The sequence below is a fragment of the Halotia branconii CENA392 genome (genome assembly GCF_029953635.1).
Taxonomy (GTDB): domain Bacteria; phylum Cyanobacteriota; class Cyanobacteriia; order Cyanobacteriales; family Nostocaceae; genus Halotia; species Halotia branconii.
In genome coordinates this window covers 86,314-99,375 of record NZ_CP124543.1, presented here as the reverse complement: position 1 = coordinate 99,375, position 13,062 = coordinate 86,314, and the positions used below count along the sequence as shown (strand labels likewise).

14 protein-coding genes and 1 pseudogene are annotated in these 13,062 nt (G+C 41.2%); 3 read left to right on the top strand and 12 right to left on the bottom strand.

Annotation, left to right across the window (positions count from 1 at the left end):
• Positions 1-85 precede the first annotated feature (85 nt).
• Together QI031_RS00550 and QI031_RS00545 are read left to right on the top strand one after the other, a co-directional pair.
• Positions 86-1,422: pseudogene (locus tag QI031_RS00550) on the top strand (PQQ-dependent sugar dehydrogenase).
• Positions 1,423-1,523: 101 nt separating this feature from the next.
• Positions 1,524-1,928, top strand: coding sequence for a phosphomannose isomerase type II C-terminal cupin domain (locus tag QI031_RS00545; protein WP_281483303.1), 405 nt, complete (start codon positions 1,524-1,526; stop codon positions 1,926-1,928).
• 168 nt (positions 1,929-2,096) lie between these two features.
• Here QI031_RS00545 and QI031_RS00540 read toward each other — a convergent pair whose 3' ends face one another.
• The 11 genes from QI031_RS00540 to QI031_RS00490 form a co-directional block, all read right to left on the bottom strand.
• Positions 2,097-2,858, bottom strand: a complete 762-nt coding sequence (locus QI031_RS00540) for a HEAT repeat domain-containing protein (RefSeq protein ID WP_281483302.1) — start codon at positions 2,856-2,858, stop codon at positions 2,097-2,099.
• 163 nt (positions 2,859-3,021) lie between these two features.
• A complete protein-coding gene (locus tag QI031_RS00535) occupies positions 3,022-3,534 on the bottom strand; it encodes a GNAT family N-acetyltransferase (RefSeq protein ID WP_281483301.1) in 513 nt (170 codons plus the stop codon).
• 169 nt (positions 3,535-3,703) lie between these two features.
• Positions 3,704-3,850 (bottom strand): hypothetical protein, encoded by a 147-nt coding sequence (locus QI031_RS00530; protein ID WP_281483300.1) that lies wholly within the window; start codon positions 3,848-3,850, stop codon positions 3,704-3,706.
• A 221-nt stretch (positions 3,851-4,071) separates the two neighbouring features.
• On the bottom strand, positions 4,072-4,491 hold the full coding sequence (locus QI031_RS00525) for an ABC transporter permease (protein WP_281483299.1): 420 nt from the start codon (positions 4,489-4,491) through the stop codon (positions 4,072-4,074).
• Positions 4,476-5,768 carry an AmpG family muropeptide MFS transporter gene (locus QI031_RS00520; RefSeq protein WP_281483298.1) on the bottom strand — a complete coding sequence of 431 codons (1,293 nt, stop codon included), beginning with the start codon at positions 5,766-5,768 and terminating at the stop codon, positions 4,476-4,478. Before QI031_RS00520 ends, QI031_RS00525 begins: the two co-directional genes overlap by 16 nt.
• 171 nt (positions 5,769-5,939) lie before the next feature.
• Positions 5,940-7,388, bottom strand: coding sequence for a DNA phosphorothioation-associated putative methyltransferase (locus QI031_RS00515; RefSeq protein WP_281483297.1), 1,449 nt, complete (start codon positions 7,386-7,388; stop codon positions 5,940-5,942).
• 46 nt (positions 7,389-7,434) lie between these two features.
• Positions 7,435-7,821 carry a DNA sulfur modification protein DndE gene (dndE, locus tag QI031_RS00510; protein ID WP_281483296.1) on the bottom strand — a complete coding sequence of 129 codons (387 nt, stop codon included), beginning with the start codon at positions 7,819-7,821 and terminating at the stop codon, positions 7,435-7,437.
• A gap of 29 nt (positions 7,822-7,850) precedes the next feature.
• Complete coding sequence (locus QI031_RS00505; protein ID WP_281483295.1) at positions 7,851-8,186, bottom strand: type II toxin-antitoxin system PemK/MazF family toxin; 336 nt, start codon at positions 8,184-8,186, stop codon at positions 7,851-7,853.
• Entirely contained in the window at positions 8,183-8,434 is a 252-nt protein-coding gene (locus QI031_RS00500) for a hypothetical protein (RefSeq protein WP_281483294.1), read from the bottom strand. The genes QI031_RS00505 and QI031_RS00500 overlap by 4 nt, the downstream gene beginning before the upstream one ends.
• 68 nt (positions 8,435-8,502) lie before the next feature.
• Complete coding sequence (gene dndD / locus QI031_RS00495; protein ID WP_281483293.1) at positions 8,503-10,488, bottom strand: DNA sulfur modification protein DndD; 1,986 nt, start codon at positions 10,486-10,488, stop codon at positions 8,503-8,505.
• 252 nt (positions 10,489-10,740) lie between these two features.
• Positions 10,741-10,995 carry a hypothetical protein gene (locus QI031_RS00490; RefSeq protein ID WP_281483292.1) on the bottom strand — a complete coding sequence of 85 codons (255 nt, stop codon included), beginning with the start codon at positions 10,993-10,995 and terminating at the stop codon, positions 10,741-10,743.
• A gap of 122 nt (positions 10,996-11,117) precedes the next feature.
• On the opposite strand from QI031_RS00490, the gene QI031_RS00485 reads away from it, so the two are divergent.
• Positions 11,118-11,363 (top strand): helix-turn-helix domain-containing protein, encoded by a 246-nt coding sequence (locus QI031_RS00485; protein WP_281483291.1) that lies wholly within the window; start codon positions 11,118-11,120, stop codon positions 11,361-11,363.
• 97 nt (positions 11,364-11,460) lie between these two features.
• On the opposite strand, the gene dndC is transcribed toward QI031_RS00485, so the two are convergent.
• The gene (gene dndC, locus QI031_RS00480) at positions 11,461-13,059 is read right to left on the bottom strand and encodes a DNA phosphorothioation system sulfurtransferase DndC (protein WP_281483290.1); all 1,599 of its coding nucleotides are present in this window, start codon (positions 13,057-13,059) and stop codon (positions 11,461-11,463) included.
• Between the last annotated feature and the right edge of the window lie 3 nt (positions 13,060-13,062).

Genomic DNA, 13,062 nt, shown 5'->3' with positions numbered 1-13,062 from the left:
TATCAGCAAAAATCGGACTTGAGACTGGCGACAGTTATGAAATTTCAAGTCTAAAGTAAAGAAGTTGTGTATAGTTTCCCCTGCTATGAAAGTTACTGCACGTTGCTTGCTGCTAGTTTTGCTATCTACCACAGCAGCCTGTAACCAAATTCGTACCTCTTCAGATAATCCCATTCAAGCATCTGAACCATCGGCTAAATTAGCGCAGAATCCTACACAACCGAAAAATATCATTCCTACTGAACCACTTTCACCCCAGCCTATCCGCATTAATCTGAAGAATTTACCAGCACCGTTTGCTACAAAAAGCGCTTCTAAACGACCTGATGTTGTACAAATTCCAGAAAATCCGGTACTGCGTGTACCAAAAGGATTTACAGTTAATGTTTTTGCAGAAAATTTGGACGCACCACGCTGGTTAGCTTTAACTCCTAGCGGTGATGTGCTGGTGACAGAAACCCGACAAAACCGGATTCGTTTATTGCGTGACAGCAATGGTGATGGAGTTGCTGATGTGCGCCAGACATTTGCTACTCAGTCTAATGGGCTAAATATTCCCTTTGGTATGGCTTTTGCAGATAATTTTTTCTTTTTAGGGAATACTGATGCGGTTCTGCGATTTCCTTATACTAAAGGTCAACAAAAACTAACTGGTACTGGTAAAAAAATTGCTGATCTTCCTGGTGGAGGTTATAACCAGCACTGGACACGCAATGTAGTAGTCTCACCCGATCGTAATAAATTATATGTGTCTGTGGGTTCTAAATCTAATGCAGATGAAGAACCACTACCAAGGGCTTCTGTACAAGTGATGAATTTGGATGGTTCTCAGCAAAAAACTTTTGCTTACGGCTTGCGTAACCCAGTTGGTCTAGATTTTCATCCTGTAACTAAAGAACTTTACGCCACTGTCAACGAACGAGATGGCATTGGCGATGATTTGGTTCCAGACTACCTCACACGCATTCAACAAGGGGAATTTTACGGCTGGCCTTATGCTTACTTGACACCCAACAACCTTGATCCCCGTCAATAACGAATGGTAAAAGTAAACGCCCCGACTTGGTAGCCCGTACTCGCACCCCAGATGTTTTATTTCAAGCCCATTCCGCAGCATTGGGTTTACAGTTTTATGATGGTCAAAAGTTTCCCGAAAAATACCGTAACGGTGCTTTTGCAGCTTTTCGCGGTTCTTGGAACCGCGATCGCGGCACTGGTTATAAAATTGTATTTATTCCCTTCAATGCTCAAGAACGATCGCAAGGCTATTATGAAGATTTTATGACAGGGTTTTTGCTCAATCCTTCTGTACCAACTACTTGGGGACGACCTGTAGGATTACTTGTACTGCCTGATGGTAGTCTTTTAGTGACCGAAGAATCTAATAATCGGATTTATCGGATTCAGTATACAGGGGATTAGGGCATGGGGCATAGGGCATGGAAAGAAAATAATGAGTTTAATTTTGGGCAACTAGTTAGTAATAGTCATTTAGTTTAAAGATATTTAGTGGAGATTTTGTTATGACTCAGAATGAAAATAATGATCAGTCAAATATCAATGACTCTTCTCCCCATTCAGGTACGCGTTATTGGGGTAACGTGGAAGTTATAGAGGAAGGAGAATCTTATAGAATTAGCCGGATTGAAATCAAGCCCAGGCATAGTATTAAACCACAAATTCACTATCACCGCAATGAACACTGGGTTGTAGTATCTGGTGTAGCCAAGGTAACTTGTGGTGAAGAGGAGATATTATTAAATCGAAATGAGTCAACTTATGTTCCCTCAGCAACGCTGCATAAGGTAGAAAATCCAGGACAAATTCCGCTAGTAATTCTGGAAATTCAAAATGGTGAATATTTAGGTGAGGATGATACTGAACGTCCTTATGATTTAAATTTAGTCAAGCCTGGATCTGAAAGTTAGTAGAGGCTGAAGAACAGGGAGAAATAGGTAATTTTTCTTCATCCCCCGGTCGCTGAGCGTAGTCGAAGTGTGCACCCTGCACCCCGAAGTTGCTCTAATTGGGGAAACCCCAAGACCGCACTTCTCTCCTGCCCCAATTCCTCCTTTTCATGCCCCATGCCCAACTAACTAAAACCAACCTTCTTGTTCTAAAGTTTCAATCAACTGCAAGCCACGAGGATCGCCTACACCTAATAATGAAGCTTTTGCATCTTCCCGTACTCCTAAATCTTGGTCTTCAGCAAAGGCTTGAATTAAAGCGTCGATCGCTGTGGCATAAATAATATTAGAAGGTAATTCTCGACACAGCTGTCCAATTGTCCAAGCGCAGTTACTCCGCACTGCTGCGATCGGATCTTGAACTAAGGCTTGAATTAGTGACGGCATTGCCCCCACGACAGCCTCATAACTCACCTCTGCCATCTGCGCTAAGGCACTAGCAGACCATAAACGCACTGCGGAAATATCAGTCCTTAAGGCATTTGCTAAGGGTGCTAAAGAACGGCGATCGCGGCAATTTCCTAAAGCCCAAACAATGCCTTTACGCACATAACCATTCCAGTCTTTGTTTAGTTGAGTAATTAACGGCTCTACTGCCTCAAAAGAGGGGTTACGTCCGATGCCGTAGGCTGCACTCACTCGTACTAAAGGACAGGTATCGTTCAATAAGCCAATTAGATGAGGGGTTGCCCGTGCATCTTCAATGTCGCAAAAGGCACGAGCTGCTAGCATCCTTTGTTGAGAATGAGGACTTTCCAAAAGAGCTAACATCACTTCTGGGTCTGGTTTGGCCACTTCCTCTTCAGCAGTTAGTGGCTCCATTTTATCTAGGGGGCTTTCTAGTTCTTGCTCGACATTATCAAGCAAGCTCAAGTCGTCTTCGTCATACATATTTTGTTTAAATACCCAATTGGGATTTAGTATGTAACCCCCCACCTCAACAAGTCAAAGTCTGATAGGTATTAGTTGAGATTATTGTACACTTCTTAGCTATCTGTTTGACTTTTATCCGTAGGAGAATTGCCATAACTAACATGCTATTAGGATGCTACTGTTACACGCCAGTTTCTTCTTTATTGGTATTCAGCGATTTTACCATCCAAAGAGATTGGGTTTGATAACCTAACTGATTGTAAAGATTCAAGGCGGGTTGGTTGGACTGAAACACTTGTAAGCCAAGTTGGCGATCGCCTCTTTGAGTTGCCCAATTTTCTATATATCGCATCAAAGCTGTACCAACACCCCGCCGTCGGTGTTCTGGCTCGACATAAAGTAGAAAAATGTGAGCATGGCGATCGCCTTGTACTTGGTCTATGGCATTTCCTACCCACAGACAAGCTATAGGTGCAGGGGAGTTGGTAATTTCTTCCCCGTCCTCTTTAGAAAAATCTACCCACCATAAAGGCGTGTCACGAGAAAAGTATTGCTCGACTGTTCGCGCTAGGTGAGCGAAATCTTGCTCTGGGAATAGATGCTGGTAAGTCCGCTGCATGAATTTTACCAGCAGCGATCGTTCTAATGTTGAACCACAACGAATGTAGTATCCCGGTAGCAGTTGCTCAGACACTTGATTAAAGAGAATAGGAAATAGGGCATGTGTTGGAAGGTGACTGTTGCCCCGTCCAACACAATCACCCCAAAGGGTTGGGGCATGAGTGATTAATTATTATTTGTATTTTTCCCTGCACCTCTGCACCGATTGTTGGGCGTAGTCGAAACACTGCTCCCCTGCTTTTTCACGGAACAATCACTCCCACCTCTTCAATCGGTGCGGGTGCTGCCATATCTGAGGGTAAAAATATGCGGGCGCTGACTGCCACTAAGGCAAACAAAAATACCAACACTACAAGCAAAGGGGCGATGTATTGACGAAATATAGCCATATTTGTATTGCACCAGCTAAGGTCTTAATATTTAAGACCCTAGCTGAAGATTTGTGAAGTTTGCTTGACTTAATTTTAGCCGCTTTTGGATACAGGTAACAAAAGGGGCATTGGGCATTGGGCATGGGTAATTAAAATTAATTGATTATTATTTTCTTCATCTGCTCCTGTTCCTTGTAGGCTGAGCGAAGTCGAAGCCTATTTGCCTACCTCCTTTAGCATTAACGTTGATCGCGCTCTAAATCATCAAGTACTCTTTCGCAATACCAACTTTCTGGCATCCCTGGATAATCCTGTTTTGCTTGCTCAATTAAACGCTCGGCAGCCGCGACATCACCGTTTAGTTTAGCAATGAGGTTGTCTTTGAGATGGTTCTCAACTGTTGGTTCGTTGGTTTCGTTAATTTCGTTGACCTCAACACGTCTTTCTACTGAAACTACCGGGGTTTGTTCTCTCTTTAACTGCCAGAATAAAACGTAATAAAGTGTACCAAAAATTAAAATCAGGCTGAGTGTTCCAAAAAGAATGGGCGGGCTAAATGACAGAAATCCTAAAACTAACTGTGAGAGAACATAGCCAAGTAACAAACCGGTGACTAAAAGAACAAATGTACCGACAAGAATAACTACTTGGTTCCCCATAAATCCTCTTCTTCTTCCTCAAGTCCTGGTCTGGATAATGCTCCTGGCTTAGGGTTCCAAGGAGCAAAGAATGGTAACAAAAGTAATCCTGGCACAGCGGCAATGATACTAATGACGAAAAATAAAGGCCAACCCGTATTTTTTGCTAAAGAGCCAGCTGGGGCAACTAAAATATCACGACTAACAGCCATGAAACTTGAGAGCAAAGCATACTGGGTGGCGGAAAAGCGCTGGTTACACATATTCATTAAAAAAGCGACAAAAGCTGCTGTTCCTAACCCAGCACAAAAGTTTTCGATGTTGATTGTAAGTATTAGAACCTGATAATTTTTACCGACTTGGGCTAGTAATAAGTAAGCTAAGTTACTTAATGCTTGCAGTCCGCCAAATAACCACAGTGAGCGATTGAGACCAATTTTACTTAAAACTGCGCCCCCTGCTAAAGTGCCAATAATAGTAGCAATAAGTCCCATACCGCCTTGAATTGCTCCAATATCGGTTTGAGTAAATCCTGTTTGCAGCAAAAAGGGTGTGGACATATTGTTAACAAAGGAATCGCCCAGTTTATAAAGGACGATAAACAGCAGCACTAAAAAGGCTCGAATTACACCCTGACGCTGGAAAAATTCTCCAAAAGGCAAGATCACCGCAGCGGCTAAAGATTCTGGTGGACGGATTTCCTTGGGTTCTGGTGCAAATAAAGTTCCCAGAATACCAATTATCATCCCCACTGCCATCAACAAGTAAACCGATGACCAAGGTATTCTATCAGCCAGGATTAACGCCAAAGATCCAGTGAGTAACAGCGCGACCCGATAACCTAAAACGAAAACTGCTGCACCTGCTCCCAATTCTAATTCTTCTAAAACGTCGGTGCGGTAGGCATCAGCAGCAATATCTTGAGTTGCACTGAAAAAGGCGATCGCTACAGCATTGATCGCTAACAATTGTAGTGCTTGTTTCGGTTGTTGAAAAGCCATGCAGGCGATCGCAATCAACAATCCAATCTGAATTGTCATCAACCAACCCCGCCGCCTACCCAGAAATGGCAGTGCAAACCTGTCTAACAAAGGCGACCAGAGAAATTTTAACGAATAAGGCAAGCCTACAAGACTAAATAACCCAATAGCGGTCAAATCAACTTTCTCCACCGTCATCCAAGCTTGCAAGGTCTTACTGGTGAGAAATAAGGGCAACCCTGATGAAAACCCTAATAATAATAACGCTGCCATTTTACGGCTACCGAAAACTTGCAGCAGCGATCGCACTATATTCATATTGTTTATTTTAAGAAAATCTTAGTCATTATAAGGGGCATTGGGCATGGGGCATTGGGCATGGGGCATTGGGCATTGGGCATTGGGCATTGGGCATGGGGCATGGGAGATTAATTATTATTTGTTATTCTCCCCTGCCTCCCCTGCCTCCCCTGCTTCCCCTGCTCTCTATTATCCCTGCTTCACTTCGTGTCCCATAATCTCCACTCCGTGGGCGGCGAGGCATTTTTCCCAACCTTTGCGAGTACCTATATCGCTTTTGAGTTTGAGCAGTCCTAATTGCTGTTCTTGTCGGGTGAGTTGAGCAAATTCTTCGTAGCGTGGGTAGTTGCTAGTAATAAAAGTTTCTTTGCGATGCAGAATTGGCGGATTGGCTCGATTTTCGTAGTCTCGGTGAGTTATGTATAAAGTCTTTAAGTCAATAGTTATACTGGCTTTTAACGCTGGATGAGGATCTTGGTCAAAATCTGGATAGAAAAGATAGGATATTTGCGGTTTATCTGTGTAATATTTAATTAACGTAGCTCCATCTACACGCCCAATGGTGCGACTAGCACAGCCTTCGTAAATTCGTAGCAATGGGTCGAGTGCAGCTAATGCAGAAATATGAATGTAAAGAGCGCCGCGCGTGTGTTTGCCAATTCTGCTTTTTTCGCAAACAGTTTGTACAACTTTGGGATTGCCCAAACTAAGTAGCTTTTGGTCGGCTACTTGGCAAGCTTCTTCGTAGTTCCCAAAAAAAGCTTTGATGTCATGGCGCATTTCCGGCGCTAGCTGATGAAATTTCGGGCGTTGATCAAAGTGGGTCAAAGCCAGATAAACTTGAATATCTAAAGAGCGACGGTAGGCGATCGCATCCCATTCTGCTTCATCTGTGGCTTGTAAAATTACGCCAAAAGCCCGGCGGAAGTTACCAAATTCACTCAATAATTCTTGTTGATTTACCAATTCACCTTTTACAGGTAATCTGCCACGCTTGGTAAAAAAGTCCATTAATGGTTGGAGTTGTTCTTGATAATCTTCAAATCGCTTACTAGGTACGCGGACTCGTGGAGTTGCAGTACTAGAAAAGAAGCGGATGGCTTTGAAACTTTGCTTTTGAGCTTCATCCCGAAAGATAAAGTAAACACCCAGCGCTACTGGGACTGCATCTACATTTAAGACTTGATCAATATAAGTTTTGAGTTCTGCTTGTTCGTAGTATTTCTGAAAAGTATTGCGGCGAGTTACTATCCCATCGCTGTAAGCTAGTTGTGTTTTACTGGGAGCATTAATTAGTACTTGAGCTGCGACAATTAAAACTTGATGGGTGAGTTCCCAGGCTTGAATTAAACTTTGACAGCGTTCTTCTTGGTCTTCAATCACATTGAGGACATAACCCAAGTTAACTATATCAGCGGTTGTGATTGGTGTATCGGGATAGTAGTAAGGGTCCCAACCTGCGCTAGTGTAACCTAGGTTTGTTACTCGCTCTACATCGCCACCGTAACCGCAGCCGTAGTCAAAAAAGGTGGTGTCTTGGTTCAAGATTGACCATTCTATTGCCAATCGCACAGGGCGAGATATATCATTACGAGCGATCGCAGCTCTATGACGCTCGATTTCTAGCGCTTCGGGCATAATATTTCAGTTAACAGTGAACAGTTAACAGTTAACTAATATCCTTTCAATTTTTCACCGCTATTTCAATTAAATCTTCAATTTTCTTGATATTTGGATCACCTGCTAAGTAGCCAATACCGCGATGCAAGTGTAGGCGAAATTGGGTAGCGAGGGTTTCTTTGTCGGTGGGATAACCATCGTTGTGACAGCGTTGCTTAAGAGCGAGAAGGAGGATATCGGACATTTCCCCGCCAAAAACGCGCCAAGTCATCTCAACGTTACTATCTTGAGGAATTGGTACAGGTGAGGGTGGGGTTGGTTCGGCGAGGGAACGACAAAATGCCCAACGACATAGAATATTCCATTGGTCGATTTTGGTGTTGCGTCTGAGTTTAAGAAGTTGGTCTTTGGCTGTTTGAGATAGTTTAATTCTTTCGATTGGGGCTTCCATATCTTCCTAAAAATTGAGGTAGTTTTTGCTCATAAACCCAAACAGTAGCGAACCGCAACTTCAACATCAAGCATTTTGGAGTCAGAAATTTTACCAACTGGGTCAGCAGGAAAGCGATTTGGGTCTAAAGAACGAATTTGAAAACATAAAAACACTGTTTCTACAAGCAATCCGCTGTCACTTGGAGAGACTCGTATGTTAGTTGGATAATCACGCTTAATGTTTGTTCCTTTAGTACCGACAACTACAGGTGATTGGTTGATAGCGTCTACAGATAACACTAAAACTGGTCGTGTTCCTGCTTGTTCTCTACCCAGTACTGGATTAAGATTGACAAAATAAATTTGTCCTCTCTCGATGTTCACAGCTTTTCTAGACCATCCATTTCTGTAACCTCAAATTCATTATTTATAGAAATAATTTCTGTTTTTATATCTAAATCATTAGCCATAGCAGCTAGTTGTTGATGCATATAGTTCACATCAGTAAATTTATTTGATGTTTGCTTCCTTTCTTGCACTTGTTTTGTGATCCGTTCTAAAAGCCATTCTAGTTCTTCTAATGACAAACTACGGAGATCACAATCTATTTTTAGTACATGGGGTGAGTTCATAGTTGTTTATTTACTTTCCAAAGAGCGTGATATTTTATATTGTAAATATCTTTTTTAAACGATATCTACTACCAAAAATATTGATTTTCGATCACTGTGGTTTGGCGGGTGCTAGAGTCATATTTGAGGAGATATTCACGGGCGATCGCTTCATTTTCTCGCAATGTTTCTACTTCTTTTTTACCAATTTCGGTGTCAGTAGATAACAAAATAACTTGATGACTAGCGGATGGAAAGTAGCGTTCTATGAGGTTTCCCCGGTGGGAAGAGTCTAGTCTACCGAGTGGCGTATCAATAGCTACGGGTAAGCGGCGACCGGAGACTCGTGCTAAACCCCAAAGAAAGGCGATCGCTAGGAGTTGTTTTTCGCCAGCGGAAAGGCGATGTTTGGGAACGGGTTGACCATTTAAGTCATAAAGCGAAAGGCTAAAAGTGTTGGTGTCAATGGCGACGCGATGTACTAAATCTGATTTGTGCAGCAAGTAACGAAAGCATTCTGTAACTTCTACTTCTAACTTGTTCAGTTTGCGAAGGGTTAATTTTTCACGAAAAATTTTGAGTGTTTCTTGGACTTTAGCCGCAGAGATAATAATGTGTTCTTTATTTTGGCGTTTAATATTGGTGTCAGTATATGTTTCTAGGCTTTTTTTAGTGTTGCGAATCTCGATTTCTAATTCATACAAACGACGTTTTGCTATTTCACAATTAGCTTTAGCTTCTCCAACTTCTTTTTGTGCTTCTTGTAATTCATCGACTAGTCTTTGATAATCTTCTGGAGATGCCGCTGTTTGTATTTGTCTTTCTATAGCAATAATTTCTTCTTCTTGAGTTTGTAGTAGTGTTAGCTTGTCTTGGGCTGTCTTCTTTGTGTACAGTAAGTAATGGTGAATGACATTATCCAGTTGGTGGAGTGTTTCTGTATCAGCTAATAACCAAGTTTCTCCTGTGGTATCTTGCTCTAAAGATTGGTTTTCATGGTCGATAAATTTGTGAATTTGATCAACTTGATCATCTGCGATCGCCAATTGATGAATTAAGTCTATTAAACGCTGATCTCGTTGTAAAATTAAATCTTGGGCTGTCTTAGCTTGTTGATGACGAAACTCTTTTTCTCCTTGCAGATAAGCTGCATTTAATAAAGGTTCAATTAAAGCTAAAGGTAAGACATCAGCAGCTAATTCGCGCATTGCTAAACGCGCACTTTCCGATTCTGCATTTCTTTCATGTTTTTGTTTTTCTAATTGACTGCGATCGCCAGCAATTTTACCACCTTCAGAAATAAACTTATTTAAAGCTTCTTGCTGCTTTTTTTCTACATCTTCTAAATTCTCGGTAAGTGCTTTTAATTTATTTTCAATTTCTTGATATTCATCTTGTTGCAGATTTAGTGTTTGTTCAATTTCTTCTAAAACAGCTAACTCTTTAGTATCAGCAAGTTCTTTCCGCTTGCGATTAACTAAAATTTCTAAATCAACTCCTAAACGTTCAGCTAACTCTAAACCCAAAAGTCCACGAATAGCATCCACTACAATTAGTGGAGGTGATTCTTGTTCTGCAAGTTCCTTAACTTGTTCACCATCAAATAAAAACAAGTTAGAAATTCCCAATGGCAGTAAATTTTCTATATATTCATCCCAAATATTAGCTAACGCAGTATCCAACCATTCATTAGCATCTAAAATACCCAATTGGTCTTTACCATCTTTAGGGTTTATTGTCCATCTTCGTACAATTCTATATTGTACTGGTTTGTCGTTTTCAATGTGTTCAAAAGCTAATTCAATTCGAGTATCTTCCGTTGGATCAGTCTGACTATTAACACATTGGGTTAGAAAATCGTTATAACTCAAATTACCACGAGTTGAACATTGGGCGCGTTGCCCATACAGTGCAAGACGAATTGCATCCATAAGGGTGGTTTTTCCACCACCATTCATGCCACCTAATAAAATGATTGGGCTAGAATTTTTAGCATCAATTTTGGGGTTCAGATTAATTATCTGACGACCACAGTAGGGGCCAAAGTTTTGTAATACAAGTTCAATAAATATCATTTATATTAGTTTATATTAGTTCGAGTTTATAAAATAAAGTCCGCAAATTATATTCGCCAAGTATTTTATTCAGGATTTACGCACAGGTAACGGAAAATCTAACCGCAGAGGACGCTGAGAAGGACACTTGCGTGGGCGGGTTTCCCGACTTGAGCAAAGTGTCCGTGACACAGAAAAATAGGAGTTTCAGAGAGTTCTTGCGTAAGTCCTATTATTGTAAGGTTTACATTGCCCACCCTACTGAATTTACAGTTAATTTGTCAGAATATAGCGAGTCAAAATACTCATAACTTCGCCGGGATTAGGACTGGGTAATAAAGGACTCCATTCATTAACTTGGGCAAAACCAAGCTTGTATAAAGTGAGAATTGTGTTATTGACACCTGCTGTAGAACCAAAAATTACAACTTTTACAGATTCTCGGTTTGGTATTGTTTCTGCAAGAACGCTAGAAGAAACAGACGGTGCAGTGGCTTGAAAAGCATCTGCTAAAAAGCTTTTAGTCATTGGGATTTACTTGTTTTTTGATAAAAAGTTTTTGTTACATATAAGTAACGATATCATCTTACACTGTTTGTTACATATATAGAACATTTACTTGGTTATAAGCCTTTGACACAATCAAAGGCATGGGAAAAGCAGGAAAAGCGCTGAAACGGGTATTGGAAACTTATGGTATTAGCCAAAACAAGTTAGCAGTGACAATGGGAACAGGACGGCCAAACGTTCATCGCTGGGTAAACGAGATGACAGACCCTGTGGCGGAGACAGTGTTAGAAATTCGTAATGCGCTGAAAGTAATCAACCCAGCAGCAGCAGAGGAGTTTATTAGGCTGTATTTAGAAGACCCTACAGAAGATGATAAGCAACTCTAGTACATCACGGCTTAACGGAAAGGTAATTAAGAATTACGTTGGCGAGTCTTGTCTACGACACGCTACGCAATCGAGCATCATTACGAATTACGAATTATCATGACGTTGTTTCCTTCTTTTGAAATTTGATGTTTGCCCAAGTTGGCTGATTATCGTTTTCATCCACAGCATCCCCCAAAGTCAGCTGCTTGACTTTTTTGACATCACCTTGGTCAACTGCTGTCTTTAAATCACGTTTCAAATGAGCATTTTTAATTGCTTCTTCTGGTGAACGGGAACTTGTTGTAAAACATTTCTCTAAGGTGTCATATATTCCCACACGACGGCCTTTCTTACGATACTGGCGTTCAGTATCCAACAGTTTCGCCATGAGTTCCAAGTGCATAGCATCATCTTCACAGATTTCTTCTAACACAGCCCATTCATCGCTACCTAATAGACTATAGTCAGCACCAGGGCGGGGATCTTTAAATTCTTCACCAGTCACTTCTTGATAAATGCGAGGTAAACTATCATCAAATTCGTGTTTGTCTTCTAGCCAGATGCGGCGAATTTCACTCAGTTCTTCTGGAGTAATTAGAGTAATATCGCGCATATTTTCTGGCGCTGTATGCCGGGTTTTTGTTTGCGCTTCTAATAATTTTCTGAGCCAATGTTCCCGCCAATATTTAGTATAAGGGCCAGGTATTGGCTCAACAGTTATTTCTCCATCTTTATTGCGCTCGAATAGTTGGACATCTCCCCAAATCCTTCTAAAGTCTCTTTTGTCCCAATCTTCTTTAATGTCTAATTCATTGCGAATATCCAATAGAGGCTGCATCCATTCTTTCTCTTCATCGTTTTGGATCATTGCCTCCATCGATTTATCTTTACTAACAATTGTGCAAACCCAGCAGCCGAAGCGAGAATCACCACAGCTAGCAGTAGAAGTATCAACAACTAGCGGACATTCATTATCTGCTGTAGCGCCTCGATACATGGTGAACAAATCTTTGTTGCTATGTTCCCAGGGATTTTGCAATTGATTTAAGTAAATCCAGACTTCATCAGTACGCCAATCTTCAATAGGAAGATAAATCAATGAGTTAGGTCGGTTGGGATTAACATTTATGTGATCACGTACCCGCCATTCCCGATGTTTGGCCATCGTAGCAGCACGTTTAGTACTTTCAGCTTTACGTGTACCTAAGACAAGAATTACCTCACCACTAGACCTAATAACTTCACGAATAAAGCTGTCAGATGGTTGAATTTTAAGGCGTTCAGTACACCATCTAAATCTGTTTCGCGGTGCTGGGTAGCCTTTCCCAATTAAGTTTACCCAAAAAGTATCTTTAATTGCAGGATAAAGCAGATGGGGTTCAATTGGCATTTCTTGCTCTTTAGCAGCAACCTTCATCTGTTCTAAAGAGTTACGTACCCAAACAGAGACTACAGGATTTTCTACCAACGTATCAGTTGTAATAACATGGATTGTTTTAGTTCTTTTTTTTGGTGGTAGTTTTGCGATCGCATTCCAGATCAGCTGTAAAGTTGCAGTACTATCTTTACCGCCCGAATAGCCTACAACCCAAGGTATCTCGTCTAAACAGTATAATTCTTGAATTTCAGTAGTTAGAGCTTGGATATAATCCACTAATTCTGCTACAGTACGTACTTGCTGATTTTTATCCTCTTGCTGTTGTGCTGTAGACATTTT

Bases quoted from the DNA above. Each gene is read 5' to 3' on its own strand.
- dndE (WP_281483296.1), bottom strand. From the start codon at position 7,821: ATGGAAGCCCCAATCGAAAGAATTAAACTATCTCAAACAGCCAAAGAC.
- QI031_RS00500 (WP_281483294.1), bottom strand. From the start codon at position 8,434: ATGAACTCACCCCATGTACTAAAAATAGATTGTGATCTCCGTAGTTTG.
- QI031_RS00490 (WP_281483292.1), bottom strand. From the start codon at position 10,995: ATGACTAAAAGCTTTTTAGCAGATGCTTTTCAAGCCACTGCACCGTCT.
- dndC (WP_281483290.1), bottom strand. From the start codon at position 13,059: ATGTCTACAGCACAACAGCAAGAGGATAAAAATCAGCAAGTACGTACT.
- QI031_RS00485 (WP_281483291.1), top strand. From the start codon at position 11,118: ATGGGAAAAGCAGGAAAAGCGCTGAAACGGGTATTGGAAACTTATGGT.
- QI031_RS00545 (WP_281483303.1), top strand. From the start codon at position 1,524: ATGACTCAGAATGAAAATAATGATCAGTCAAATATCAATGACTCTTCT.
- QI031_RS00530 (WP_281483300.1), bottom strand. From the start codon at position 3,850: ATGGCTATATTTCGTCAATACATCGCCCCTTTGCTTGTAGTGTTGGTA.
- QI031_RS00520 (WP_281483298.1), bottom strand. From the start codon at position 5,768: ATGAATATAGTGCGATCGCTGCTGCAAGTTTTCGGTAGCCGTAAAATG.
- QI031_RS00525 (WP_281483299.1), bottom strand. From the start codon at position 4,491: ATGGGGAACCAAGTAGTTATTCTTGTCGGTACATTTGTTCTTTTAGTC.
- dndD (WP_281483293.1), bottom strand. From the start codon at position 10,488: ATGATATTTATTGAACTTGTATTACAAAACTTTGGCCCCTACTGTGGT.
- QI031_RS00540 (WP_281483302.1), bottom strand. From the start codon at position 2,858: ATGTATGACGAAGACGACTTGAGCTTGCTTGATAATGTCGAGCAAGAA.
- QI031_RS00515 (WP_281483297.1), bottom strand. From the start codon at position 7,388: ATGCCCGAAGCGCTAGAAATCGAGCGTCATAGAGCTGCGATCGCTCGT.